We start from the raw sequence: 25863 nt of genomic DNA, 5'->3' as shown, positions 1-25863 counted from the left end.
TTTACTCTGCCTGCTTCGTCGGCTGCGTCTGATGCGGAGTAGGTTGAGTCGGCGTCCGAGGCGGCTGTCGCTTCGGCTTCTTCGGCAACGGCGGCGGCAACGGCGGCTATGGCGGCGGCGGTGGCGGCTTCGGCTACGGCTACACCGGCAACGGCAACTTTAGCTTCGGCGGCTTCGGCGGCGGCAGCGGTACTAGATTGAGCGGCGGCGGCGGTGCTGGATTGGGGGGCGGCATCTTCGTCCGCAGTGGCTCTTTAACCCTCAGCAATACCACCTTTACCGACAACACGGCTACAGGTGGCATGGGGGTTAATTCAGGACAAGGCTTGGGTGGGGCAATTTTCATCATGCAATCTACTACCAATACCAACGGCAATAACCAAGGAATGCCCACCGTCCTAGCTACCGTTACTCCTATAGATAATCTTTCCTTCAGTGGCAACAGTGCGGCTAACGATGCTGGAACTACCACCAATAACGATGATACCTACGGCATCGGTTTCAGTACGGTAGTGACCAACACCAACGATTCGGGAGAAGGTTCATTACGACAAGCGATTCTCGATGCCAATGCCCTGGCAGGCGCGGATACGATTACTTTTGAGGGCAGCGTCTTCACCGATGCTACACCCGATACCATTACCCTGACTTCTGGGCAATTAGTTATTACTGATGCCTTGACTATTAATGGACTAGGGGCAAGTAACCTCAGTATCAGCGGTAATAATGCCTCTGCTGTTTTTAAAGTGGATGATGGCAATAGTAGCAATCAAATTGATGTAGCAATTAATGGACTAACGATTACGGCTGGAAAAGATAATAGTGCTAGTGGTGGTATCTTTAACGTAGAAAACCTGATGCTATCCAACGACACCATCTCTAGCAATATTGGAAGGTTCGGCGGCATTTATAACGAAGGTACTCTCAGCCTAACGGGAAGCACTGTCTCTAACAATACTGGAGATATAGGCGGCATCATCAACTTTGGGACTTTGAGCTTAACTAACAGCACTGTCTCTGGCAATACTGGGGTAAGATACGGTGGCATTTCTAACCAAGGTACTCTCCTCAGCGTAACGGGAAGCACTGTCTCTAACAATACTACGACTAGTGGGGGGGGCGCTGCTGGCATCGGCCAGTTATTCGGCACACTCAATCTAATCAACAGCACCGTATCTGGCAATACGTCAGCAGGAAATAGCGGTGGTCTAGTAACCTTTGGTATAGCAAACCTGACCAACAGCACGATCTCTGGTAATAAGGCGGCAGAAAACGGCGGCGGTATCTTAAACATAGGTACGCTGAACCTGAACAACAGCACTATTACCAATAACACTGCTGACTCCGACAACAATGGCAGTGGTAATGGCGGCGGTATATCCAGACTAGCAGGCACCGTCACCGCCCAAAACACCATCATCGCCGGCAACTTCGATTCTGGTAACGAAGCCCCTGATATTTCGGGTGCAGTCACAGGCAATGGCAACAACCTCATCGGTAGCTTGACTGGCGCATCTGGCAGCATCGGCACTGGTAGCGATATCACCTTTGCCTCGGCTGGCATTACCAATATTAACCAAGTCATCGCCTCTCTCGCCGACAACGGCGGTGCCACTTTCACTCACGCTATAGTTTCCGGTTCGGCTGCCATCAACGCGGGAGACAATACCCTCATCCCTGTGGGTGTCACCACAGACCAACGGGGTATCACTCGCACCATTGGCGGTAGTGTGGATATTGGCGCTTATGAATCACCTTTCATCCCCCCTGTTGCCGCCAACGATACTGCCACAAGTAATGAAAATACCCTCGTCAACATCAACGTCTTGGTAAATGACACCGATGCTAATGGCGACAGCCTGAGTGTGATTAAAGTTAATGGCAACAGCGTCACAGTAAGTACACCAATTACCCTAGCTTCCGGTGCTACCGTGTCTCTCAAAACCGATGGTACTTTGGACTACAACCCCAACGGTCAATTTGAGTCCTTGGGTGTGGGTGCTACTCAGGGCGATAGTTTCACTTACACAGTCAGCGATAATGGTAATGGTGGCACTAGCACAGCCATAGTTAACCTGACCATCAACGGTGTTAATGATGCCCCAACAGGTTCACCCACTGCGACGTTAAGCAACACACCAGAAGATACAGCCATTAATATTACTGCGGCTGACTTATTAGCAGGTTTTACGGATGTAGATGCGGGTGATACCCTTTCAGTTACCAATTTAACTGCCACTAACGGTGCATTGGTAAATAACAATAATGGGACTTATACCTTCACCCCAACTGCCAACTTTAATGGTCCAGTTAATCTGACCTACAATGTCACTGATGGCACAGCAACCTTAACTGGACAAACCCGCAGTTTCTCTGTCACCCCCGTTAACGATGCCCCTGTTGCTGTTGATGACAGTGCTTCCACATTCTTTGGTACTACTGTCAACATCGCAGTTAGTAGCCTACTAGCAAATGATAGCGATGTTGATAGCACCGGACTCAGTATCACTGGTGTTAACGGTGCCACCAACGGTACTGCCGTCCTGAACAATAACGGCACAGCCAGCAACACAGCAGATGATTTCGTTTCCTTTACTCCAAATCTTCAGTTGTTTGGTAATCGCAGCTTTAATTACACCCTCAGCGATGGTAGCCTCACTGATACTGCTACTGTTACTGTAGCTGTCGGTCTTATCAAGAATGGCACTAATTTCGCAGATAGTCTGATTGGCAGCATTGGTAACGACATCATCAACGGTGGTAATGGCAACGATACCATCTTTGGCGGCGCAGGTGACGATAGCCTGTTTGGTGAGAATGGTAACGATGTCTTGTATGGCGATGGGCTGATGGATGGCGGCGCGGGTAACGATACCCTCAACGGTGGTAATGGCGATGATACCCTTTACGGTGGTGGCGGTAGCGATCGCCTTTACGGTGGTAATGGCAACGATCTCCTCTATGGTGGTCTTAGCAGCGATACCCTTACTGGTAACAATGGTAATGATACATTTGCCTTTGCTGCTGGAGAAGGGACTGATACCATTACTGATTTCTCTGACGGTAATGATTTGATTGGACTGTATGGTGGTTTAAGCTTTGGGCAACTGAGTTTCTCAGCTAGCAATATTAAAGTGACTTCCACGAATGAAATTTTGGCGACGCTGACTGGTATTAATACGACGACGCTGACTGCTGCTGATTTCGTAACGCTTTAATTATCTCGATTCATGCAACGCTGACTTTAGTTGCATCAAACAAGCAATGTTGATGCATCAAAGAGCAACTTTGATGCATCGACTTGCACCTTTGATGCATTGGCTTGCATCTTTTGTACAAGCGTCATAACCTTAAAAAGTCATAGCAATTTACGAATGATATCAAGTGCGTAGGCGTAGCCCGTCGTAGACATCGCACTTTTCGCTCTTATAAACAAAGCAAATTATGCATCATCAAGGTCTAATTCTTTGGCTGACAGGGTTAAGTGGGGCAGGTAAAACAACGATCGCCTTATCTGTTGCTCAAGAATTGCGATCGCGCAATTACCAAGTAGAATTACTTGATGGTGATGTCGTTCGCACCCATTTATCTCAGGGACTTGGATTTAGTAGACAAGACCGAGATATAAATGTGCGTCGGATTGGCTTTGTGGCTAACTTACTTAGTCGTAATGGCATAATTGCGCTCGTTGCCGCCATCAGTCCCTATCGTCAAGTTCGAGAGGAACTCAAAAAGACTTCTACCAACTTTATCGAAATTTACGTTCATGCTCCTATAGCCGTTTGTGAATCCCGTGATGTTAAAGGACTTTATGCATTAGCTAGAGCCGGACAAATTCAACATTTTACTGGGATCTCCGACCCCTACGAAGAACCAATAAATCCAGAGATTATCTGTCAAACCGATCGATTTACTGTTGAACAATGTGTTAACCAAGTGCTTCACTATTTAGAAACTCAAGGTTTGATTATCCTGAGTGGTCAGCTACTTAAAAGTGACGGACTTTTGGTCAATGTTGAGATTTAGAGAAGATTGAAATAACATGGCACCATTGTGCGATCGCACGACTCGAGCATTTTCAAGTTGTGGACGGGTACAGAATCTTTGCTACTCTTGCCACTTCACAAGCACCCCTTCCACCGCAACTAACCCCCACTGCGGAAACTTCGCCAAAAGCTTTTTGGTCACAATCTGCAAAGTCGGATCATCATTCCAGCACGAAAGCAAGTACTCGAAGCCCGGATTCTCGCCCGAATTCGCCGCAACCTTGAGTTTCTGCATACGCTCCGGCCGCGCATTTGCCCTTGCAACAATCGCCTCATGCGACCATTTTTCAGTAACGGGCGCGGCGGGACTTTGACCCTCATGAGCCGCTTTGACTTCTACACCCGAAACTGAATTTTCAACTAACAACGAAGTGGGATTACCCTGTTCTCAATACTTTTCGGTTAAGGGGGAAAGGGGAAAGGGAAAAGGTTTGAATTTCCCTTTCCCCATTACCCTTTAACCTTTCCCCAGAGCAAAAGAGAGATTATTGGGTTTAACCGAAAAGTATTGACCCTGTTCTACCTGCTCCTGAATTTGATTAGCGATCGCTTCCTTGGAAGAAAATTCATTTTGGGCAACGGACGCGGCGGAATCAGTGCCTTCATAACAGTCTTTTTGCTCAACACCACAATCTTGGTTTTCAGCCAACAACGGAGCCCACAACATATCTTCTATGGGAATAATCAGATGAAGCCTTTTATACGGGGATTCCTTCTTGCTAGCAGCAGACTTTTTGAGCTTAGAACGAGTAATAGTTGCAGTCATTCTATAATCTCCTGTTTATATTGACGCACGGAAATTCTCCCCACTGTGATGCGGGGCTTAGTACTTGTATTCACTTGTATAAAAAGTTACTGGTATTTCCCCACTGTTGCGAAGGACATTGTTCTACGGCGTGTTCCAAATCTTGGATCATATTTTTGTGGAAATGGCTTTCCAATGTTTATATTTTTTCAATCGCAGAAAATAATTGTGCGTGATTTTAAAACCTTTTTAGAGACGCAAATTGCATTTTGTGCTATTCCTCTAAAGTCTTATTCCTCAAATGAAAAATAAATCCTCTCAAAGCTAGGTGAGCAAATTCTTTGGCTGCGTTATTTTCGGTACTAGCAGTAAATGTGCTTTTGTTGCCCATACTGCTATGCTAATGAAATCCTTACATTAATGCTTGAACATAATATTATTGTCATTGGAACATCAGCCGGTGGAGTTGAGGCGCTGACTTATCTAGTCAAGAATTTGCCGCCCGATCTCAATGCTGCTGTGATTATAGTTCTTCATGTATCCAGTCATGGCACAAGTGTTCTGCCAAAAATATTAAGTCGCGCTAGTAACTTGCCAGTGTCTCACGCTCAGGACGGCGAAGCTATTGTTCATGGTTGGATTTATGTGGCTCCCCCTGACTACCACTTACTGGTAGAACGAGGATATTTGCGTTTGACGCGGGGGCCAAAAGAAAACCGTTGTCGTCCCGCAATCGATCCATTGTTTCGCAGTGCAGCACGAGCCTATGGGCAACGAGTGATTGCTGTGCTACTAACAGGTGTGCTTGACGACGGCACGGCGGGGCTAATGGCTGTAAAAATGCGGCGCGGCGTGGCAATTGTCCAAAATCCTGATAATGCTTTGTATGCTGCTATGCCACGTAATGCGATCGAAAATGTAGAGGATATTGACCATATCGTGCCACTTTCAGATATTCCTTCTATTTTGGTAGCTTTAGTTAATATAGCAATGGAAATAGAACCAGAAAACCCCATACCTAGCAAGATGGAGTTTGAAACTGAAATAGCGCAATTGAATTTAGAAGCGATAGAAAACGAAAGCACTCGACCTGGTAAACCATCAACCTTTGGCTGTCCTGAGTGTGGCGGTATCCTCTGGGAAGTCGAAGAGAGAAATTTGTTGCGCTTCCGGTGCCGCACGGGTCATGCTTATTCAGCAGAAACTTTGCTAGCCACTCAGTCTGATGCCATAGAGGATGCACTATGGATCGCTTTGAGGGCATTGGAAGAGAAAGCTTCTTTATCACATCGTATGGCTGCAAGGATGCAGGCTCGTAAGCAAACCTTGGCGGCACAAAGATTGAAGGAAGAGGCGCAGTCTGCTCTTGAGCGCTCCGCCATTATTCGGGAAGTGCTTTTGAAAGACAATACAAACACAAATGTTGATTGACTGGAAGAGGCAGGGGGAAAGGGTTTAAACCCCAAACCCAGTTCCTTTTCCCCTTTCCTCAGTCCTCACAAGCGCATTTTTGGGTTAGCAGACTACTAGGTGTACAAACTTTATTGAAAAGCTTTGAGAAATGCCGATTAACTTATAAGCTCCAGGGTGCGAAACAGACTCGACTTCTAATGTGGGATGTGCTTAATATAGAAATGTACATAAAGCAAAAACTTATCGCATCTGTCTAAGCAGACGCTCTCTTTGTAAGTTGTAAAGCTTGCAACGCTAAAAGATATTTACCTTTTGACATATTGGGACTAGTTTAAGACGACTCTCAAGCTGCCATCAGTTGCTTTTCCAAGCATGATTGTCGACTAGAAGGTTCCAATGCCTGTATCTAACCAACCTGATCGACCAACAACAAATCAGCTACTCTTAGCTCTTTCTGAACCAGAGTATCAACGTCTAGTTCCCCACCTAGAGCAAGTAAATCTTGAAGTGAAGCAAGTCCTCTACGAAACAGACAAACCAATTACATACGTCTATTTTCCACATCAATCAATGGTTTCTTTGGTGTGTAAGTCAGATGCCTCGATCGTCGAAGCTGGTATAGTGAGCAATGAGGGCATGGTAGGTATTTCGGTAATTTTGGGCAGCAACACTACAACCACAACCGCGCTTGTACAGATTGCAGGCAGTGGTATGAGGATGAAGAGTGAGGATCTAGTTGCCGAGTTCAACCGGGGCGGAAAGCTTCAAAGTTTGCTATTGCGTTATACACAAACGCTGTTCACCCAGGTTACACAAACACTTGCTTGCAACAGCCTCCACACTATAGAAAAGCGACTTGCCCGTTGGCTGCTCTTGGTATCTGATCGTATGCAATCAGATAAATTCATGCTGACTCAGGAATTAATTGCCACAATGTTAGGTTGTCGCCGCACTGGTGTTACGGAGGTAGCAGGCACGCTCAGTCGAGCAGGAATAATTAGCTACAGGCGTGGAAATATTAACATCCTGAATCGGTCAGATTTGGAAAATACATCTTGTCAATGCTATGGCATTACTAAAAACGAGTACAAGCGATTGCTAAGTGTATAGAGTACCCCTGTTAAGGTGTTGTGTGATGAACTAATTTGTAGTTTGGTAAAAAGAAGTGCAAATTTGTTGGGTGGAGAAAAATGTTGCTAGGGCAGGTGTTTGAGCGTTTTGTAAAAGAGAGTCCAGTTATTCAGGTATCCAAACTCTCAAGTCGCTGTTATACAAACGAAAATTGGTGTCTCTAAGCAAAAACCCAAAGTTTATTAAGAAGTTGCTGCGATGTCTCACGACAAGCTGCTTCGCGTCTACGCACTGTGAGATTCCGACCCTCCCGACATAGTAATAATCTCTCCGTTACGGTATTCATGGCGTTCGGGGTTGGTTTCTTCCATAGCCCGATACTCGTCTAACGTCAGGCGAGTTGTTATTATATCTGGGGGACTGGTTTGAGCAAAGACCACAATCAACCTTTCAAATAATTAGCTCTAAAACTATTATCTGCAAAGTCAAGAAGAATTGCCAATGAACGGTGGTGGGGGTACGAAGTACGTAATCGGTTACTTGCTGATGTGTTTTATTGCCTTTGGGAAAGGAATTTTAAGAACTCATCATTTTAGCCAAACTTTGTCCCAAAATCACCTGACTGTACACCCAATCTCTGCATTTAGCCAAACTTGCGATGGCGCGAGCGCCCGCCGGAGGCGAGATCGCACAAGAACAGCAAAAGCCGACTCAATATTCTGCTTGTAGGCGATCACAGTAAGCACAAGCGCACTAGTCCAGAAATCTTGTGTTACAGTCCGTAAAAGCTCATACTGAAGCTGTATGTAACATAACCCCTCGCTTTTATAATCCTAGCCATGCCCCAAGACTTCTCTCACCAGAATCTCAGAGGTCGTTTGTTCAAGGGTCAAGACCTTGCAGGGGCAAACTTTAGCGGCGCAGATATCCGAAGTACAGATTTTACTGGTGCAAACCTAATAGGCGCAAACTTTAGTCATGCCAAAGCTGGGCTGGAAAAGCGTTGGAGTATTTACTTACCGATTGCCTTATTCTTGTTTGTGGGACTATTAGGGGTTTTTTCATATATAACTAATTATGGTTACGGTGATCATGTAGATTTCTCCCATACTACTCTCTGAATGGAGTTTCACGGCTACAAAGCCCACGGTTGAATTAGAGTCGATGACAACCCACACCTTCATGTCTGCTGTAGTACAGGCGGACTCGACAGCATTAAGGTGGCTTACACGCCAACCATCAGGGTAGAATGAACGGTACACGTCAATATCCATCGCTTTTTGAATCGAATCAAAGACCAGACTCCATATCCGAAGTGAAAGACTTTTGATGGTATGAAGTTGGCTATCTTCGTATGATTCAATTCATATAAAGGTATCATGTGGCTATATTATGTTACATAAATACTACGAACTAATCTTTTGTTTTTTTGGTATGGGGAGTACACCGTCAACATTGGCCACCTGAAGCCACTGAATTACCTGGAGTCGAAATGTCAGCAGATGCAGTTAATTAGCGATCGCATTCATATCTCGGCTCAATACCAAGTTGTATCTCTACAAGTTGTATCTCTATATGATGAAATATCACCCCAGATATAGCTGGCTGAAAAGATTGCTGTATAAATCTTTCAGCCTTAGCAATTGTCTTGTGATGTCAAGTAGTTCTTACAAAAGTCAGTAGGCTAAAAAGTCTTGGAAGTTGATCAAAGAATAAGGTTTTCAGTCGATGTTGCTGTTTCTAGGGTGATCGCGTAACATAGACTTTTAGCGATGTTTGTCCTTAATTACGGTCGATTCGCTCAATTTTGTTGATGATTCAGATTTATAAAGGCACAAACACTTATTATCTATCCCGTAAAAGTTTCAACTCAAGTTGAAGAAATAAATGTAAGCATCTTCACTAGCTTGTCAGTGCTACGATAAGCTGATTATTTTGCAAACTGCATCTACTAGTAAGACAATGAAAAAACGAAAAGATGAAAGATAAACAGAACAACCTGAAGGATATCAATTTTCTCACTGAACTTACTCCTAGTGAGGGGTGAAATAAGCAGTGATGCAGAAAGTTACGTTAAAGCATTGATCACCATGAATAAGAACTGTACCAATCTAAGGTTCTGAAATTTCAGAATCTTAAACCCTTGCTGTACCGTACTCGTTTACTGTACCAAACAGATTATAGTTTTATGCATAATTGTCTCTGAAATAAGTGACTAATAATTAGTACTTGATTACTGGGATAGCCATATTGGTTACAACAGTTCTTAGGTTTTAATCAATTCTTCATAGTGACTGGGCTAAGAAACTAATTCTTAGTTCACAGATTTGTATGCCCAATGGCAAAAAGCAATTAATCATTCTACAAACTAAATGAGGCATTTCAAGTTATGACTGAAAGAATTATCAATGCAGCTACCAAATTTTCAAACTATGTAGAAATTTTAAATGTCAGAGCATCTTTACAAACAAATGATACAGCATTCGTCTTTATTAATTCACCAGAATCAAAGCTGGAAGTAACTTTTGGACAGTTGCACACAAAAGCAGCAGCCATAGCTGCAGAATTGCAAAAATACAATCCTGATGGAGAAAGGGCGCTATTGTTATATCGTCCGGGAATTGATTTTATCGTTGCCTTTTTTAGCTGTTTATATGCCAAGGTAATTCCAGTACCTGTGCATCCTGTACGTAATCAAAGAGAAATTTCTCGCCTCAGTGGAATTGTAGAAAATGCACAAATTAAATTTGTACTAACAACTGATGACTCTATTGTTGATTTTCAGAAGATCTACAGCGAAATTCCCTATATCAATAATGCACGGTGGATAGCTACAAACTCCCAACTAGAAGCAGCTAGTCGTGACTGGAAAATGCCAGCTATTCAAGGCACTGATATTGCGTTTTTACAATACACCTCCGGCTCTACAGGACAACCAAAAGGTGTGATGGTGACGCACAGTAATCTCATTCATAATCAGCAAGCCATTAAACAAGGATTTCAACATTCCCAAGAAACCATATTTGTTGGCTGGCTACCGCTATATCACGATATGGGTTTAATTGGTAATGTTCTCCAACCCCTATATCTAGGAATTAAATCTGTACTCTTCCCTCCCGTCAGTTTTTTACAGTCGCCTGCAATTTGGTTGAAAACCATCTCAGAATATCGGGCTACTACTAGCGGTGGTCCCAACTTTGCTTATGAATTGTGTGTGAATAAAATCACCGATGAAGAAATTAAAGATATCGATTTATCTAGTTGGAAAATTGCATTTAATGGTGCTGAACCTGTAAAAGCTAATGTAATTGAAAGCTTTATTAATAGATTTAAAAAATATGGCTTCAAAGCGGAAGTTTTTTATCCTTGTTATGGTATGGCTGAAACTACTCTGTTTGTTTCTGGTGGAAATCCCCAAGACAAACCTGTGTTGCTTCCAGTAGATGAGCAAGAACTAGAAAATCATCGCATCAAGGTTGTAGATAACGACACCAAAAAGGTTTTAATTGGGTGTGGGAATGTTCATGGTGAGCATGATGTTCGCATCGTGAACCCAGAAACTCATACGCTTTGTAGTCTTGAGGAGATTGGCGAAATTTGGATTGCTGGGGGTTCAGTTGCAGCCGGATATTGGAACGTAAACCAACAAACTCAAGAAACTTTTCAAGCTTATCTCACCACAGGAGAAGGTCCTTATCTGCGGACTGGAGACTTTGGCTTTTTTGTAGAAAAGGAATTGTTTATTACAGGTCGATTGAAGGATTTGATTATTATTCGGGGATTGAATCATTATCCTGATGATATAGAAAACACTGTTGAGAAAAGTAATATTGCAATCCGTCCAGGGGGAACAGCAGCGTTTACAGTTGATGTCAATGGGGATGCAAATGCAAAGTTGGTTGTGGTCTGTGAAATCAAAAAAGATATGCTCAACAAGGTTGACTATAGCCAACTATTAGCAATCGTGAGAAAAAATATCTCTGATGTTCACGGGTTGAGGTTGCATGATTTGGTGTTAATTATGCCTGGAACTCTGCCAAAAACTTCCAGTGGGAAGAAACGCAGAAGACATTGTACAACTCTATATTCACAAAATGGTTTCCGCGAGGCTGTTGCTAGACAAGTAGTTGCAGTTAAGTAGCTAGAAAGTAGGTTGGGTTGATACAAGGAAACCTAACAAATACCTTGTCGTTAGTGTTGGGTTTCACTGCATTCTACCTAACTTACAGATGATTTCTAAAATTTCTTATTGACAGCAATATCTACAATGAATAATATCTCTCAAATTGAGGCTCGGTTACAAAATAAAATTGCAGCAATTCTAGAAATACCTCCTGAAGAAGTCTATTTATCTTTTTCACCTAGTGAATTGGGATTTGATTCTTTAAATTATGTGGAATTAACTACTTTTCTGGAAGGTGAATTTAAAATTCCTGTAACTCCTGATATGCTGTATGAATGTCATACAATTACTACTTTGGCAGAGTTGATTCAGCAGAATCTAGAGCCAAGTTTAGAAACTAGCACTAAAGAGGAAAGTGCTGTTGCTGTAATTGCAGAGGAGACATTAACTTTAGCCAATGTTTTGGAATATGAATCTTCCCCTCAAGATATTGCAATTATCGGTATTGGTGTATCATTACCGCAAGCTAAAACCTTAGAAGAATTTTGGCAGTTATTGACAGCAGATAAAGTTAACATTACTGATTTTCCGGCTCAACGTTTACCCCAAAAGACAGAGCAAACAAATCTCTTACAATCTCCAGAACTTTCTCCTTTCCTCAAAGGTGGATTTATAGCAGATGTCGAGTGTTTTGATGCTTGTTTCTTTGGCATTTCTCCACGGGAAGCCCAATTAATGGACCCGCAGCAACGCATATTTATCCAATGTGTGTGGCACGCTCTTGAGAATGCTGGATATCGCGCTTCGGAGTTATCGGGTTCTAAGACGGCAGTATTTGTTGGTGCTTCTAGCTTTGATTATTATGAGATGTTGTGTCAGCAGGAAAACTCCGTAGAACCCCACCTAGGTACGGGTGTAAGTCATGCTGTACTGGCTAATAGAATTTCTCACCTGTTGAACTTGAAGGGGCCTAGTGAAGCAATTGATACAGCTTGCTCAAGTTCATTGGTAGCGATAAATCGGGCTGTGGAATTATTACGGTCAGAAAAATGTGATTTAGCGATCGCAGGTGGTGTTAATGTTATCACTTCTTTGACATCCTATATAGTCTTTTCTAAGGCGGGGATGTTAAGTAAAACAGGTGAATGCAGCCCTTTTGATGAACGCGCCAATGGTTATGTCAGAGGTGAAGGTGCAGGGGTACTGTTATTAAAACCGTTGGCGAAAGCTGAACGCGATGGTGATTATATTTATGCTGTTATCAAAGGTGCGGCAGTGGGACACGGCGGCCATACCAATTCCTTGACTGCACCGGCTCCTGAAGCTCAAGCAGAGACGATTTTAGCAGCTTATGCCGATGCCCAAGTTAGCCCTGCTACCCTTGGTTATATTGAAGCACACGGTACTGGCACAACCTTGGGCGACCCGATAGAAATTAACGGACTGAAGAAGGTTTTTGCCACTGTTGAGACTACCCAAGATTGTTATATAGGTTCTGTCAAGAGTAACATCGGACATTTAGAAGCCGCAGCCGGGGTGGCAGGAATATTAAAAACTATCTTAGCGTTGCAAAAAGGTGTAATTCCTGCCAATGCAAACTTTACCAATCTGAATAAGTATATCCGTCTAGATAATTCTCCGTTGCAGATTGCCGCAAAACAAGTTAATTGGGAGCGCCAAACAACCGCTACAGGCAAAGAACAGCCACGTCGAGCCGGGGTGAGTTCCTTTGGTTTTGGCGGTATGAATGCTCATGTAGTTCTAGAAGAATATTTAGCGCGTCCTCGACACATCTCTACATCAAATTCGTCTCAGCCGCAGTTAGTTGTATTGTCTGCCAAATCAAAAGAAAGACTAATTGTCTACGCTCAAAGCATAGCTGTATTTTTGTCACAACAAAATAGCTTCTCCTTAGCAGATATAGCTTACACCTTACAAAAAGGCAGGGAAGCTATGGAGTATCGTCTGACTATTGTGGCAAACACACTTGAGGAATTGGGTGATTCTCTGCAAAACTTTATCAATGGGAAGCTAGAAGACATTAAGACTTTTGTGGGTGATTCTAGTCATCGCCAAGCCTATGAAGAGCTATTTGAGAGTCTGCAAGAACTAGAAGAGCATTTGCGATCGCTAGCTCAAAAACCAGCATATTCTAAGTTGGCTAAGTTGTGGGTGGGAGGATTAAATATCGATTGGGCTAAGGTATTGCCTAGAGATTATTCCCCTGCCGTTGTTCCCTTACCTGGATACCCATTTAGCCTTGATAAGTATTGGCTTCCTGAAACAAACACCGCACCAGCTACGACTATCAAAGTACCTGCAAAAGAACACATCAGCCTGCTTGTACCACAATGGCAGCGTCAAGCATTACCCAAGGATGCCCAGGTTGTTTTACAAGGTACAATCATTGTTTTAGCTAGTGATGATACCAAACCTCTGATTGATACTCTGCAAGCACAGCATCATCATGCGGCTTTTATAGTGGTGGAGAATTTAGAAAACTCCTCTCCTTTTAGGGGAGAGGCTTTGAATTTTCCCCCTTCCCTTGTAGGGAAGGGGGTTACGGGGTTAGGTCAAGAGAACAATGTTCCAGATGACGTGAAAAGTCATACCTACACACAAATCACACCCCAGTATTATCAATTCTGCTTTGATAATACCGACCACAGAGCTAGATTTAACAATGAGATATCATCCTCAGATATCACAGGCATTCTTGATTTAACCGCCAATAGTCAGTCTATTTTAGGCAACATTGCCTTACTGCAATCTTTATTAAACACCCGCAAACCACTGCGTTTACTACAAGTCACCCAAGGGTTACAAAACATTAACGGGACATCAGCTAACCTGCGTGGTGCGGAACTGACGGGGTTATTTAAGATGTTGGGCGCAGAATATAACTCTTGTTATGCCAAGACCATTGATTTAGACCCCAACAACTCAGATTTAGCAGCTTTAAGTCAAATTATTGCCCAAGAGTATCAGGACTACGATCAGTTTACCGAAATTTGTCACCGAGATGGCGATCGCTTTGTCTCTACCCTCGCACCTCTAAACTATAAACCCAGCCAGTCGCAGAAATTACCACAGGGAATGGTTGTGATTACTGGCGGTACAGGTGGTATAGGTAATGAAGTTGCTCAACATTTGGCGCGTCAAGGTTATAAAACCCTAGTTTTAATGGGTAAAACTACATTACCCCCCAGAACAGAATGGGAAGAAGTCATCGCAGTACCGAATGCAAACCCCGCAATTGCTAGCAAAATTACCAACATTCTCAACCTAGAAAAACAAGGCGTAACCGTAGAACTCTATACTGGCGAATTAACAGATTATGCTGCCCTAGAAGTCTATTTCCAAAATATTCGCCGTCAATATGGACGAATTACTCAAGTATTCCACTGTGCAGGCTGTGTTTCCTCAGAATCACCAGCTTTCCTGCATAAAACCTTAGACAGCATTGTTTCTGTATTGTCTCCCAAAACTACTGCCCTGGAAGTTTTACACCGCATCTTTGAGTATGACAATTTAGAAGCATTCGTCTTGTTCTCATCCCTGTCGAGTGTTGTACCTAAGCTAGCTGTAGGTATTAGTGATTACGCAACAGCTAACGCCTATATGAATTACTTCGCTGCTTACCAAGTAGCTCAAGGTAATACCTACTACCGCGCTATTCAGTGGTCAAACTGGAAAGAAGTCGGAATGGGACAGCTAACTAGTCAGCCAATGACCAAAATAGGACTTGTACCTTTGTCAACAGCCGTAGGTTTGCAGTTCTTAGATACTATCTTGGCTTTACCCCCGCAAATCCACACTGTAGCGTGTCTGGCTAGTCAAGAACAATTAAATATATCAGAATTGCCCCTAGTTGCAAAGGAACAGACTACGCCGAAAATCCAACCAGTATCATTACCAAAACAAAACTTTCCCACTGATAGCAATCATTTGAAGACTTACGTTTTAGAATCATTAAGCCAAATCCTATCCCGTGAACTCCACATTGCCTTAGACCAAATCAAGTATGAAACCTCCTTTGAGGCTTTAGGTGTTGATTCTATCTTCTTAGCTGGTATCGTCAACAAAATCGACCAATGGCTGGGAATGAGATTAGACCCATCACTGTTATTACAGTACGATTCCATATCACGCCTAGCAGAACATCTCATCAGCCATCACCACAACCAATTACAGCAAAAAATACCAGTAACACAACCCCAAATAGTAGAAACTCCACCTGCACCTCTAACCCCTCTCCGTGCCTCTGCGCCTCTGCGTGAGCAAAATCCATCTCAAATCGAAATCGCCGTCATTGGTATTGCCTGCAAATTCCCAGGTGCAGCCAACAAAGAAATTTTTTGGAACAACCTAGTAGCGGGCGTTGACAGCATCCGAGAAGTACCCAACTCACGTTGGGATATCGAACAACATTACACCAGAGAATTGACATCAGGTAAATCAATTAGTAAATGGGGCGGTTTTATTGACGATTTAGAATACATCGACCCCGCCATGTTTGGTGTATCTCAAAATGAAGCAAGTGATGTTGACCCCTTAGTGCGCCTATTTTGTCAAAGCTGCGTGGAAGCGGTGGTAGATTCTGGTCACAATATCAAAGATGTCAACAAACGCAAGGTCGGAGTATTTGTTGGTGCTAGGGTAGCAGGATATGGCGATCGCATTCAAGTCCCCAAAAAATCCAGCGTTGTTGGTGTAGGACAAAACTTTATCGCTTCCCATGTCTCCCATTATCTCAATCTCAAAGGGCCAAGTCTGGTAATTGATACCGCCTGCTCATCTTCTCTCATGGCTATCCATCTCGCCTGTCAAAGTTTACTACAGGGTGAATCAGAAATGGCTTTAGCTGGTGGCGTAGAAGTTCTCTTAGATGAAAAACCATATCTCTTCCTCAGTGCAGCACAGGCTTTATCTCCCGATGGTAAATGTTTTACCTTTGACGAACGCGCCAATGGATTTGTCCCTGGTGAGGGTGCGGGTTGTGTCTTGCTCAAACCTTTAAAACAAGCTTTAGCTGATGGCGACCCCATCTATGCAGTAATTGCCGCTACAGCCGCTAACAACGATGGTCATACAATGGGCATCACTACCCCCAGTGTAGAAGGTCAAGTGGAAGTTATTGAAACAGCACTGGCAAAAGCCAATCTTTCAGCAGAACAAATTAGTTACATCGAAACCCACGGAACTGCAACGATGATTGGCGACCCGATTGAGTTGCGAGCCTTGTCCCAGGTATTTACCGGGGTGGGGACAGAAAATCACTGTGCTGTGGGTAGCGTGAAGACTAATATCGGGCATTTATTAAGCGCGGCTGGGGTGGCTAGCTTCATCAAAGTAGCATTGTCACTGCACAATCAAGTCATCCCCGCATCACTCAACTGTGAACAGGTGAATCCCCGCTTTGACTTTGCCCATTCACCTTTCTATCCAGCCCAAACAACCCAACTCTGGAATCAAGCTAATCCTAAATTTGCTGGTATCAGTTCCTTTGGTTTTGGTGGAACTAATGTACACACCATTCTTTCTGAACCACCAAAATTAGCAGTGAAACCAGGAGCAAAATTACTCAGCAAGGATTTTAATTTTAGTAGCAGCAAAATTCGAGCTTGGTTGCCAGCCGCTCAATCGGCAACTTCTTACACCATGAATGTGGAAAATACTGAACAGTTAGCACAACCCCCTCGGCGTTCCCTGTTGACCTTGGAATTGGAAGAGACTCACCAGCCTTTGCTGATATTGGAAGACATAGTAATCAATGTAGTTAAAAAGGTGATCGTTTAGGTACTTCCAATTAAAAAAATCTCCAATTTGTAAGGTGTGGCACTATCGTCCTAACACACCACCAACCCTCAAAGGATGGCGGATTACACTCCCCCTCTACTCTCGCAATATTTTTTCAAATTAGTATGACTTACGTAGAAATACTGAGTTTAGCCAGATATGCATAAGTTATTCTTTTAAGACTGAATATTAAAGAGCAAATAAAAAATAAAAATATCTTTCCCCTACACCCCTTATCATTTATGCAAACTGCACAAATAATTGGCAAATTTACAATTACAGATAATGATTATTTCGTTCGTGAACACAGAGTTGATGGTATTCATATCATGCCTGGTGTCACATTTATAGACATGATTTTTAAAACTTTAAAAGCCAGGTCTTTTGATATTGAAAATCTAGAATTGCGGAACATGATGTTCCTAGAACCAATTGTGACAACTGCCGATTTTGACCGAAAAGTGGAAATTCACATTTCACCCAATGGAACTGATTGGGGAATTGAAGCCACCAGCACTAAATGGAAAAATGGTGAAGTAAAAGACTCCTCTATTACTAAACATTTAACCTGCCAATTACTGACCAAAGAATTACAAATTAAAAATCTTATAGATATATCAATTCTCAAGCATAAAGCAACTCAAGTTGTCGATTTAGATGCCTGTTATGCTATCACCCGCGAAGTTGGCATTGACCACGATAATTTCATGAAACCTAGCGGCAAAGTTTATGGTAGTCTTTATGGTTGCTTGGCTGAAGTTTCTTTGGGTTCTATCGCCTTGCAGCACAGTGATGATTTCTTGTTCCATCCTGTGTTTCTCGATTGTTCGACTATTGTACCGCTTTTCTATTCAATTCCTTATCAAGCGACAGCCCAACTTTATGTTCCTTTTTATATTGAATCATTTTCTGGTATACCTTTAACAGGACGCAGTAATTGTTATGTATATGTCGATCACCCTGAGCAACTTGAATTAACCAAAGAAATTGGTTATAGAAGTTTTGCAATTTGCGACGAGTATGGTAATCAACTAGCAACATTCCGTAACTTTGGCATTAAAAAAGTTCATAGTATTGAACTTATTAGAAGACTGGCAAACTTAGAACAAAAAACAGAAAACACTATTTTTACTCATCAACAACAAAAAGCATATCAAGTTTTAACAACTCCAGAACCAAGAGTAAAACATGTAGTTGATTCTATAAAAAAAATAGTTTGCAAATACACCAAACAAAATTTTACAGATGATTTATTAGAAGTATCATTTTTTGAATTAGGGTTAGAATCAACTGCTTTATTAGATATTTCTCACGAGCTAGAAAGGCTGTTAAATATTCGCCTTTATCCAACTATGCTGTTTGAGCAGCCTACTGTTTCTAAATTGGCAGAATTTCTATGGTGTGAACATTCTGAAGCAGTACAGAAACATCTTCATATTCAATTAAATACTGTTGATGATACGCCTCAAGAAATTGTCACTACTCCAGAACCGAGTGTGGAATATCTGGTACATTCTATCAAGAAACTAGTTTGTAAATATACTAAGCAAGATTTTACAGATGATTTACCAGAGGTTTCATTCTTTGAATTAGGGTTAGAATCAACGGCTTTATTAGATATCTCCCATGATTTAGAAAAGCTGTTGAATATTCGTCTTTACCCTACGATACTGTTTGAGCAGCCTACTGTTTCTAAATTGGCAGAATTTCTATGGTGTGAACATTCTGAAGCAGTACAGAAATATCTTCGTACTCAATTAAATACTGAATATAACATTGTATCTACAAATTTAAAGCACGCTAATTTACCTCCTAACAAAGTTAAAGAAAATGGACACAGTAAAACAGTAAAGCTTGATGATTTATCTTTTACTACAAAAGAAAGTGAACTGATTTTCATCCCTAAATGGCAACCGACAAGTATTTCTATATCCAACCAACAATCATTCAATTATTTAAAGTTTGACCAAACTAAACCAGCTAAAACTCTGATTGTGACATGGGGTGAAAATTTACAAATATTGCAGTTGTTACTGAATTGGCATGGTTCAAACAATAGCTACATCATTACAGTTGGTAATTTCTATCAAAATTGGCAAAATTGCACTGCTCAAATTAGACATGATCAACCACAAGACTGGGATAAGCTTTTAAAACAATTAACAGATATCTCTCAAGTATATTTCTTGGCTGCACCCCAAAAACCTGAGCAATTATTGAGCCATAACTATGCTTTTCACTTTATCAAATCTATCATCAGAACTGGATTAACTCAACATTCAATTGAGTTTAAAATTATCACATTGAATGCTGTACAAGTTTTCTACGATGAAGAAGTTCAGCCTGATGATAGTGGTCTTTGGGGATTGTGGAAATCTTTTTCTAGAGAGTATAAACACTGCACTATTACTTTCTTGGATTTAGCAGTGTCTGAAATTGAGGATGCCTTAAGAAAAGAGAATACTGTCTGGCTAGAAAATACCTTTAAGAATGAATGTATATCTGGCAATGCTTTTGCAGTCCGTCAACAACAAATATATTGCCAACGCCTCTATAATTTAGCTCCAGTCTTCAGAGAAAGATTATCAAAATTTAAACCCAATGGTACTTATTTAATTATTGGTGGTACAGGTGGATTAGGTCTTGTTTTAAGTGATTATCTGCACACTCAATATTCAGCTAATATTGCTTTATTAGGTCGTTCGCCAGCAGATGATAATTTATTAGCTAAAATCTCCCATCTAGGAAAATATGGTGAAAATGTAATTTATCTACAAGCTCATTGTGATGATGTCAATGAACTAACTAATGCTATTACTCAAACCAAAGATAAATTTGGCAAAATAGACGGCATCATTCACTCAGCAATGGTACTAGATGATAGCCTGTTGGTGAAGATGTCAGAGACAGATTTTACGGCTGTACTACAACCAAAAGTAGCAGGTGCGATCGCACTTAATCAAGCCACTCTCAATGAAGAACTTGATTTGATCATTTTCTTCTCTTCTCTACAGTCTTTTGTCGGCAATATTGGTCAAGGTAATTACGCCGCCGCCAGCACTTTTCTTGATAGCTACGCTAAATATATGCAACAAACACGAAATTATCCGGTATGTGTAATTAACTGGGGATTTTGGGGTGAAGTAGGTGCCGTAGCTAATGATAAATATCGAGATTTGATGCTACATCAAGGGATGGACTCAATCAACATTGGAGAGGGAATGGAGGCATTAGAAACAATTCTAGCGATGCAAATTCCTCAAGCTGTAGTCGTGAAAGCTAAAAGAAATATACTGTTACAAATTGGCTTAGATCCTCACTTAATGCTTGAGCAAAGACCAATTACAGAAATACTATCAAATCTTGCACCACTAACTATAGATCATGCGGATTTCTTCACAGCTAATCATCCACCATTACTCAAGTTTAAGCAAGGCTTAGATCAATTAATGGCTGCTGCGGCTACCAGGTTAGTAGGAATTTTGCAAAATCTGGGTTTATTTAACCACCAAGCAGCATCCTACAGGATTACAGAAGCCATCAAATCAGCCAAAATTATTGATGAACACCATCATGTATTTGCAGAGATTTTCCAATTTCTTGTGCAAGCTGGTTATTTATCACAACAAAATCACTACTTCTCTGCAACAGCAGAAATACAATACCAAGGCGAATATCATACACTGGCTGAATTTGAAAATGCTGCTAATCAAATCCTACAAACTCAGCCAGAACTCAAACAATACTATCAGCTACTACACACTTGCTTAAAGAATTACGAAGATATTTTATTAGGTAAGATTGCAGCTAATAATATTGTCTTTCCTAACTCTAGTTTAGATTTAGTTGAGGGAGTCTACAGTGGTAACTTAGCTTCTGATATTTATAATGAACTTGTTGCTGTGTCCCTTGTTAATCAAATCAAAGCTAAGTTCAACGGTAAATCTCCAGAAAAAATTAAAGTTTTAGAAGTAGGTGCAGGAACAGGTGGGACAACTCGCTATGTAATTAATTCACTAATTGCTCATAATATCGCTGTCGAGTATGTATACACCGATGTTTGGTTTAAACTTTTAGAACATGGCCGAGAAAAATTTGCTAAAACTTACCCTGGAATGCGTTTCTCGGTTTTAGATATTTCCCTAAATCCCGAAAAACAAGGTTGGCAAGAACAATTTGATTTTGTCATTGCTACAAATATCCTGCACGCCACCCCTAATATTCGTGAAAGTCTACGCAACGTTAAGCAATTACTCAAGCCAACAGGTTGCTTAATCTTGAATGAGAGTGTCAAATCACAGAATTTCTCAACTTTAACATTTGGACTACTAAGAGGTTGGTGGAATTCACAAGATAGAGATTTGAGATATCCGGGCTCGCCTCTTTTACAAGAAGAAACTTGGCAGAGATTAATGAGAGAAGAAGGTTTCTTTAATCTGCAATCTCTAGTTCCTACCTCTAGCGATAAAGAAGATATTCTCGTGCAGCAGGTGTTTGTAGCTAGAAGTGACGGACAATTCTTGAAAGTATGTAGTAGTCAAGAAATAAAAATAGCAATTACTAGAGAACATGAAATAGTTAACAATAATAACAAAGATGTAATTCATTCCAGTATTCGGGAACATTTACAGCCAATAAATTTACATAACACCTATGGTTGTACTCGGCAAGAATTTGCTTATATTGATACTTGTTTTGATAAAAATAATTGTCTTTGGTTATTTTTAGATTCTGCTAATGGCAATGCTTTATCTATCGAAGTACTGGATGAACTATTAGATATTATTGCGGCTTTATCTAAAGAGAAATCATCGTTAAAGATGCCCAAAATAGTTTATATTTCCCATCATGGTAAGTATTTCTCTCTTGGTGGCGATCGCACTCTCATTTTAGAATATTTAAAACAGCAAAATCCCGCTAAACTGAAAAAATTTGCTGCTAAAGTTCAGCAAGTAATTCACGGATTTGTCTCTTTAAATGCTCTAGTTGTCGCCGTCATAAATGGTGCAGCCCAAGGTGGTGGCTTAGAAATGCTCTTGTGTAGTGATTTTCAGTTTGTTGATACCAACGTCAAGTTAGGTTTACCTGAAGTCAAATCAGGTTTAATTCCTGGTATGGGCGGCATGAGTTTCCTAAAGCAGCAAATAGGATTGCTACAAACTAAGAAATTGGTACTAACTGGAGAGCTAATCAATGCCCAAACAGCTTATGAAATTGGTTTGATTTCTCATGTTAGTGATGACCCATTTATTGAGGCATTCAAGTTTTACAAAACCATCGACAATTTTGACACTGCTATTTATCTGAAAAAGTTTCTTGACCAAGGTAAGAGCCAAGCACTGATTCAAGATATTAACTTTTGGGTGGAATATCTTATCCAAAAAGGTGAATGGGTGAATCAAAAAAGAATATCCGCATCTCTACGGATAGTTAATTCCTAAAAGTTTGTAGTCATGGCTAAAGCCCTGATAAATCCCAACAACTTGACATTAAAATATACCAAGGAAATTGACATGAGTGTTGCAATAGAATCACAATTAACTTCCAAACCTAAAAGACAAAAATGGTTACGCGCTCCCTCAGCACGGGAGGCAGAAATTAGAAAAATGTGTGCTGCTAATGGCTGGCTACATCTACTTTATGGCTCACCATATATAGTATTGTATTTCGGATTAATTTCCCTGATTTTATTCATAGATAATCCTTGGATTGATTTTCTGTTAGCGCTTGGGCTAGGCAATCAACTCTATGTCTTATTTATTTTGCATCATGATTGTATGCACGGTAGTGCCTTTAAAGCCAAATGGTTAAATACATTATTTGGTCGTCTTTATGCACTGTCATTCACGATGACATTTACAACCAATAGAGAAACCCATAAACGTCATCATAATTTTATTTCCGATCCAGAAAGAGACCCAGATGAATATTATTTTTCTGGCAAACTCAACCAAATTTGGTTGAGAATTTGGAGATATTATGAATGGTATACCAAGATATCTTTGACTTGCTATGGCAAACAAGTCAGTTGGACGGTGATTATTGAACAAATAGTTAATTTGGCTTTTTGGGTAGTAATTCATGCCGTTTTAATCTATTCCGATATGGGAATAAAAGCACTGTTTATTTTCTGGATTCCTTTAGCCTTTGTTGCCTTAGTGATTAATCCTATCACACGGGGTTATGAACACGCTCCCTTAACTCTTTATGAAGGTGATGATCCTCAAAAAAGAGATATGCAGAAAAATGCAATTACTATTAATAACTTTTGGTTAGGTTTACTCTGGGCTGGTATTACTTACCATGTCGAACATCACGCTTATCCAGAATGTCCATTTTATCGATTACGTAAACTACACGAGATTTTTCAAGAAGAAAAAATGCAGTATTATTGCGCTCCTTTTCCTCTCTATCAAATTCACAAAGGAGCGCAACTTACAGAAGGTTTAACTTGCAATCAAGTACCAGTGGAAGAGGTAGTAGCATGAACACTGCATTTGTATTTCCTGGACAGGGCGCACAATATGTTGGGATGGGTGTGGAAATTGCCGATCGCTACTCCGAAGCCAAAGTATTATACAATCGCGCCTCGAATGTACTCGGTTTTGATTTATTGCAAATGTGTCGTGATAGTTCCCCAGAACTGTTAGAGCAAACAGAGAATGCTCAACCTGCCATTTTTGTCACTAACTTAGCTTGTCTAGCGGCGGCTCAAACCCAGTTCCCTGAACCAAAATTTCTTGCTGGTTTAAGTCTGGGAGAGTACAGCGCACTAGTAGCAGCCGGCGTGATGGAATTTGAGGATACAGTCTTTTTAGTACAGCAAAGAGCCATCTTTATGCAAGAAGCTTCTATCAACCGAGATACCAAGATGGCGGCGATTATCGGTCTGAATGCAGACATAGTAGAAGCTATCTGTCAGCAGGTGAAATCAATAGGAGTATGTCAACCGACTAACTACAATGCACCTAATCAAACCGTCATCGGTGGAGATGCTAGGGCAGTAGAACAAGCAATGACCTTAGCTGAACAAGCAGGCGCGGCAAAAGTAGTGCAATTAGCTGTTTCCGGTGCATTTCACACCCCTTTAATGGAGTCAGCCGCCAAGCGTTTAGCCGGAATCTTAGCAACTATCAACATTTCTACCCCTCGCATCCCAGTGATTTCTAACGTCACCGCCCAACCCATCACCACAGATGAACACATCCGTTTCTTACTCATCCACCAAATCACCCTACCAGTGCGGTGGATGACCTCTATTCAACACCTTGTTAATCATGGTGTGGATACCTTTATCGAGTTCGGTCCTGGTAAGACAATCTCAGGACTAGTGAAACGGAATTTTAACCAAGCTAAAACCCTCAACGTGGAAAATAGCACCTCAATGAACGAAACACTAGAAGCTTTTCAAGGACTAGTAGGAATATAGGGATATGGGAGTGTAGGAAAATATTTACCTTAAAAACATATCAAGTTTCCCCCTTACACCCCTAGCATTTACACACAAATAAGGATACTTATGACAACAACACAAACAATTCGCAGACCCGCAATTCCCGCCGACTGGTATAAACCCACAATATCAGGAACTACTGGGTTTATTCTCTACGGACTGATTTGGTATCTTGTCCCAGCATGGTTATGTTATGTGGTCGTCACATCAATTGATTTTCTACCACTGAAAATAGCTTTAATTATTCCACTAACTATCATGACTGGATATGGTATTCAGATGATGGGTTTTATTGGTCATGATGGCTTTCATCTAGCGCTACATCCTAACAAATTTGTTAGTGCATTAATTGGTCTTTTCTTTGCATCTTCAGTCTTAACATATTGTGATATGGGTGCAATGATGCGACATTGGAGCCATCATCGATTTACAAATCAAGCTTCTGACCCTGACATTGAAATACTCACACCTTTAACAACATGGTGGCAAAGATTATTTTTTGCCAGATTATTGCTTAACTATCATCATTTTAAAATAACTTTGAATACTGCTTTAGGTCGTCCTTGGCCATTTCCTTACATGATGCCATTTCAGATGTCTACTGTGCGTATTCTTTGTTGGATGAACTTTGTATTTGCTTTGTTATGGATTGGGATTTATTTAGGAATAGCTGTATACAATCCCATTGCTGGTTTATTTTCTATCGGACTACCAATGCTTGCATTGATGCTAATCTCTGGATGTCAAGCCTATCTTGATCATGGTGGTCTTGATGATAACCCATTTCATAATGCCTGGAGTCGTACTTCTCCCTTAATGACAATCCTGTTTGCTGGCACTAATTTTCATCTGGAACATCATCTATATCCAGGCGTTCCTTGTTACAGATTGCATAAGGTTCACCAACTTTTGCAAGATAATGGCACTTATGCTGCAACTCAAGCCTCTATTGAACCTTCGTTTTTCCGTTCCTATATGAACATGGCTGCAAAATATAATTCCAGCTCTCAAGATAGCAGCTTTGATCCTTTTGAACAGGCTGTTGAATCTGTTTGATGTATAAGCATCTGTAGAGATGTGGCAATTTAACGTCTCTACAGATCCATAAAGTTAACTAAATTTATGAAAACTGAAACTAAATATTGTCAAAAATAATTAACAGTAAAGATTTACATTAATGTTTGCATGATTTCTATTAATTTATTTGACTAGT

The 25863-nt window shown here is 41.2% G+C and carries 16 protein-coding genes; 13 read left to right on the top strand and 3 right to left on the bottom strand.

Going from position 1 to position 25863, the window contains the following annotated elements; translation table 11 throughout:
• Positions 1-197 precede the first annotated feature (197 nt).
• Both G1O98_RS05540 and cysC read left to right on the top strand, forming a co-directional pair.
• Positions 198-3218, top strand: coding sequence for a cadherin-like domain-containing protein (locus G1O98_RS05540; protein ID WP_163927652.1), 3021 nt, complete (start codon positions 198-200; stop codon positions 3216-3218).
• Positions 3219-3444: 226 nt separating this feature from the next.
• Complete coding sequence (cysC, locus tag G1O98_RS05535; protein WP_163927651.1) at positions 3445-4026, top strand: adenylyl-sulfate kinase; 582 nt, start codon at positions 3445-3447, stop codon at positions 4024-4026.
• Positions 4027-4107: 81 nt separating this feature from the next.
• Here the strand turns inward: cysC and G1O98_RS05530 are convergent, their stop codons facing one another.
• Entirely contained in the window at positions 4108-4413 is a 306-nt protein-coding gene (locus G1O98_RS05530) for a hypothetical protein (protein ID WP_163927620.1), read from the bottom strand.
• Positions 4414-4503: 90 nt separating this feature from the next.
• Entirely contained in the window at positions 4504-4812 is a 309-nt protein-coding gene (locus G1O98_RS05525) for a hypothetical protein (protein WP_163927619.1), read from the bottom strand.
• Positions 4813-5211: 399 nt separating this feature from the next.
• On the opposite strand from G1O98_RS05525, the gene G1O98_RS05520 reads away from it, so the two are divergent.
• Together G1O98_RS05520 and G1O98_RS05515 are read left to right on the top strand one after the other, a co-directional pair.
• A complete protein-coding gene (locus tag G1O98_RS05520; RefSeq protein ID WP_163927650.1) occupies positions 5212-6222 on the top strand; it encodes a chemotaxis protein CheB in 1011 nt (336 codons plus the stop codon).
• Positions 6223-6600: 378 nt separating this feature from the next.
• Positions 6601-7314 (top strand): Crp/Fnr family transcriptional regulator, encoded by a 714-nt coding sequence (locus G1O98_RS05515; RefSeq protein WP_163927649.1) that lies wholly within the window; start codon positions 6601-6603, stop codon positions 7312-7314.
• A 245-nt stretch (positions 7315-7559) separates the two neighbouring features.
• On the opposite strand, the gene G1O98_RS41070 is transcribed toward G1O98_RS05515, so the two are convergent.
• Positions 7560-7715, bottom strand: a complete 156-nt coding sequence (locus G1O98_RS41070) for a hypothetical protein (protein ID WP_345940526.1) — start codon at positions 7713-7715, stop codon at positions 7560-7562.
• Between the two features lie 61 nt (positions 7716-7776).
• Between G1O98_RS41070 and G1O98_RS05505 the strand changes: the two genes are divergently transcribed.
• The 9 genes from G1O98_RS05505 to G1O98_RS05465 all read left to right on the top strand — a co-directional run bounded on the left by G1O98_RS05505 (position 7777) and on the right by G1O98_RS05465 (position 25706).
• Positions 7777-8004, top strand: a complete 228-nt coding sequence (locus tag G1O98_RS05505) for a hypothetical protein (protein WP_163927648.1) — start codon at positions 7777-7779, stop codon at positions 8002-8004.
• 110 nt (positions 8005-8114) lie between these two features.
• Positions 8115-8396 (top strand): pentapeptide repeat-containing protein, encoded by a 282-nt coding sequence (locus tag G1O98_RS05500; RefSeq protein WP_163927647.1) that lies wholly within the window; start codon positions 8115-8117, stop codon positions 8394-8396.
• Positions 8397-8696: 300 nt separating this feature from the next.
• On the top strand, positions 8697-8876 hold the full coding sequence (locus G1O98_RS05495; protein WP_163927646.1) for a hypothetical protein: 180 nt from the start codon (positions 8697-8699) through the stop codon (positions 8874-8876).
• 788 nt (positions 8877-9664) lie between these two features.
• The gene (locus tag G1O98_RS05490) at positions 9665-11416 is read left to right on the top strand and encodes a fatty acyl-AMP ligase (RefSeq protein WP_163927645.1); all 1752 of its coding nucleotides are present in this window, start codon (positions 9665-9667) and stop codon (positions 11414-11416) included.
• A gap of 126 nt (positions 11417-11542) precedes the next feature.
• Entirely contained in the window at positions 11543-17197 is a 5655-nt protein-coding gene (locus tag G1O98_RS05485; protein ID WP_163927644.1) for a type I polyketide synthase, read from the top strand.
• Positions 17198-17439: 242 nt separating this feature from the next.
• Positions 17440-22638 (top strand): SDR family NAD(P)-dependent oxidoreductase, encoded by a 5199-nt coding sequence (locus G1O98_RS05480; RefSeq protein WP_163927643.1) that lies wholly within the window; start codon positions 17440-17442, stop codon positions 22636-22638.
• A 12-nt stretch (positions 22639-22650) separates the two neighbouring features.
• Positions 22651-23685 carry a fatty acid desaturase gene (locus G1O98_RS05475; RefSeq protein ID WP_163927642.1) on the top strand — a complete coding sequence of 345 codons (1035 nt, stop codon included), beginning with the start codon at positions 22651-22653 and terminating at the stop codon, positions 23683-23685.
• On the top strand, positions 23682-24626 hold the full coding sequence (gene fabD, locus G1O98_RS05470) for an ACP S-malonyltransferase (RefSeq protein ID WP_163927641.1): 945 nt from the start codon (positions 23682-23684) through the stop codon (positions 24624-24626). Before G1O98_RS05475 ends, fabD begins: the two co-directional genes overlap by 4 nt.
• 90 nt (positions 24627-24716) lie before the next feature.
• The gene (locus tag G1O98_RS05465) at positions 24717-25706 is read left to right on the top strand and encodes a fatty acid desaturase (RefSeq protein ID WP_163927640.1); all 990 of its coding nucleotides are present in this window, start codon (positions 24717-24719) and stop codon (positions 25704-25706) included.
• Positions 25707-25863: the final 157 nt, after the last annotated feature.

The sequence above is a fragment of the Nostoc sp. UIC 10630 genome (genome assembly GCF_010747425.1).
Taxonomy (GTDB): Bacteria; Cyanobacteriota; Cyanobacteriia; order Cyanobacteriales; family Nostocaceae; genus Nostoc.
The sequence above is the reverse complement of the archived record's forward strand: the minus strand, read 5'-3'. Positions and strand labels throughout refer to the sequence as shown.

What these genes read in the sequence shown, in the direction of transcription:
- cysC (WP_163927651.1), top strand. Translation starts at nt 3,445, where the DNA reads ATGCATCATCAAGGTCTAATTCTTTGGCTGACAGGGTTAAGTGGGGCA.
- G1O98_RS05525 (WP_163927619.1), bottom strand. Translation starts at nt 4,812, where the DNA reads ATGACTGCAACTATTACTCGTTCTAAGCTCAAAAAGTCTGCTGCTAGC.
- G1O98_RS05520 (WP_163927650.1), top strand. Translation starts at nt 5,212, where the DNA reads ATGCTTGAACATAATATTATTGTCATTGGAACATCAGCCGGTGGAGTT.
- G1O98_RS05515 (WP_163927649.1), top strand. Translation starts at nt 6,601, where the DNA reads ATGCCTGTATCTAACCAACCTGATCGACCAACAACAAATCAGCTACTC.
- G1O98_RS05505 (WP_163927648.1), top strand. Translation starts at nt 7,777, where the DNA reads ATGAACGGTGGTGGGGGTACGAAGTACGTAATCGGTTACTTGCTGATG.
- G1O98_RS05500 (WP_163927647.1), top strand. Translation starts at nt 8,115, where the DNA reads ATGCCCCAAGACTTCTCTCACCAGAATCTCAGAGGTCGTTTGTTCAAG.
- G1O98_RS05490 (WP_163927645.1), top strand. Translation starts at nt 9,665, where the DNA reads ATGACTGAAAGAATTATCAATGCAGCTACCAAATTTTCAAACTATGTA.
- G1O98_RS05485 (WP_163927644.1), top strand. Translation starts at nt 11,543, where the DNA reads ATGAATAATATCTCTCAAATTGAGGCTCGGTTACAAAATAAAATTGCA.
- G1O98_RS05480 (WP_163927643.1), top strand. Translation starts at nt 17,440, where the DNA reads ATGCAAACTGCACAAATAATTGGCAAATTTACAATTACAGATAATGAT.
- G1O98_RS05475 (WP_163927642.1), top strand. Translation starts at nt 22,651, where the DNA reads ATGGCTAAAGCCCTGATAAATCCCAACAACTTGACATTAAAATATACC.
- fabD (WP_163927641.1), top strand. Translation starts at nt 23,682, where the DNA reads ATGAACACTGCATTTGTATTTCCTGGACAGGGCGCACAATATGTTGGG.
- G1O98_RS05465 (WP_163927640.1), top strand. Translation starts at nt 24,717, where the DNA reads ATGACAACAACACAAACAATTCGCAGACCCGCAATTCCCGCCGACTGG.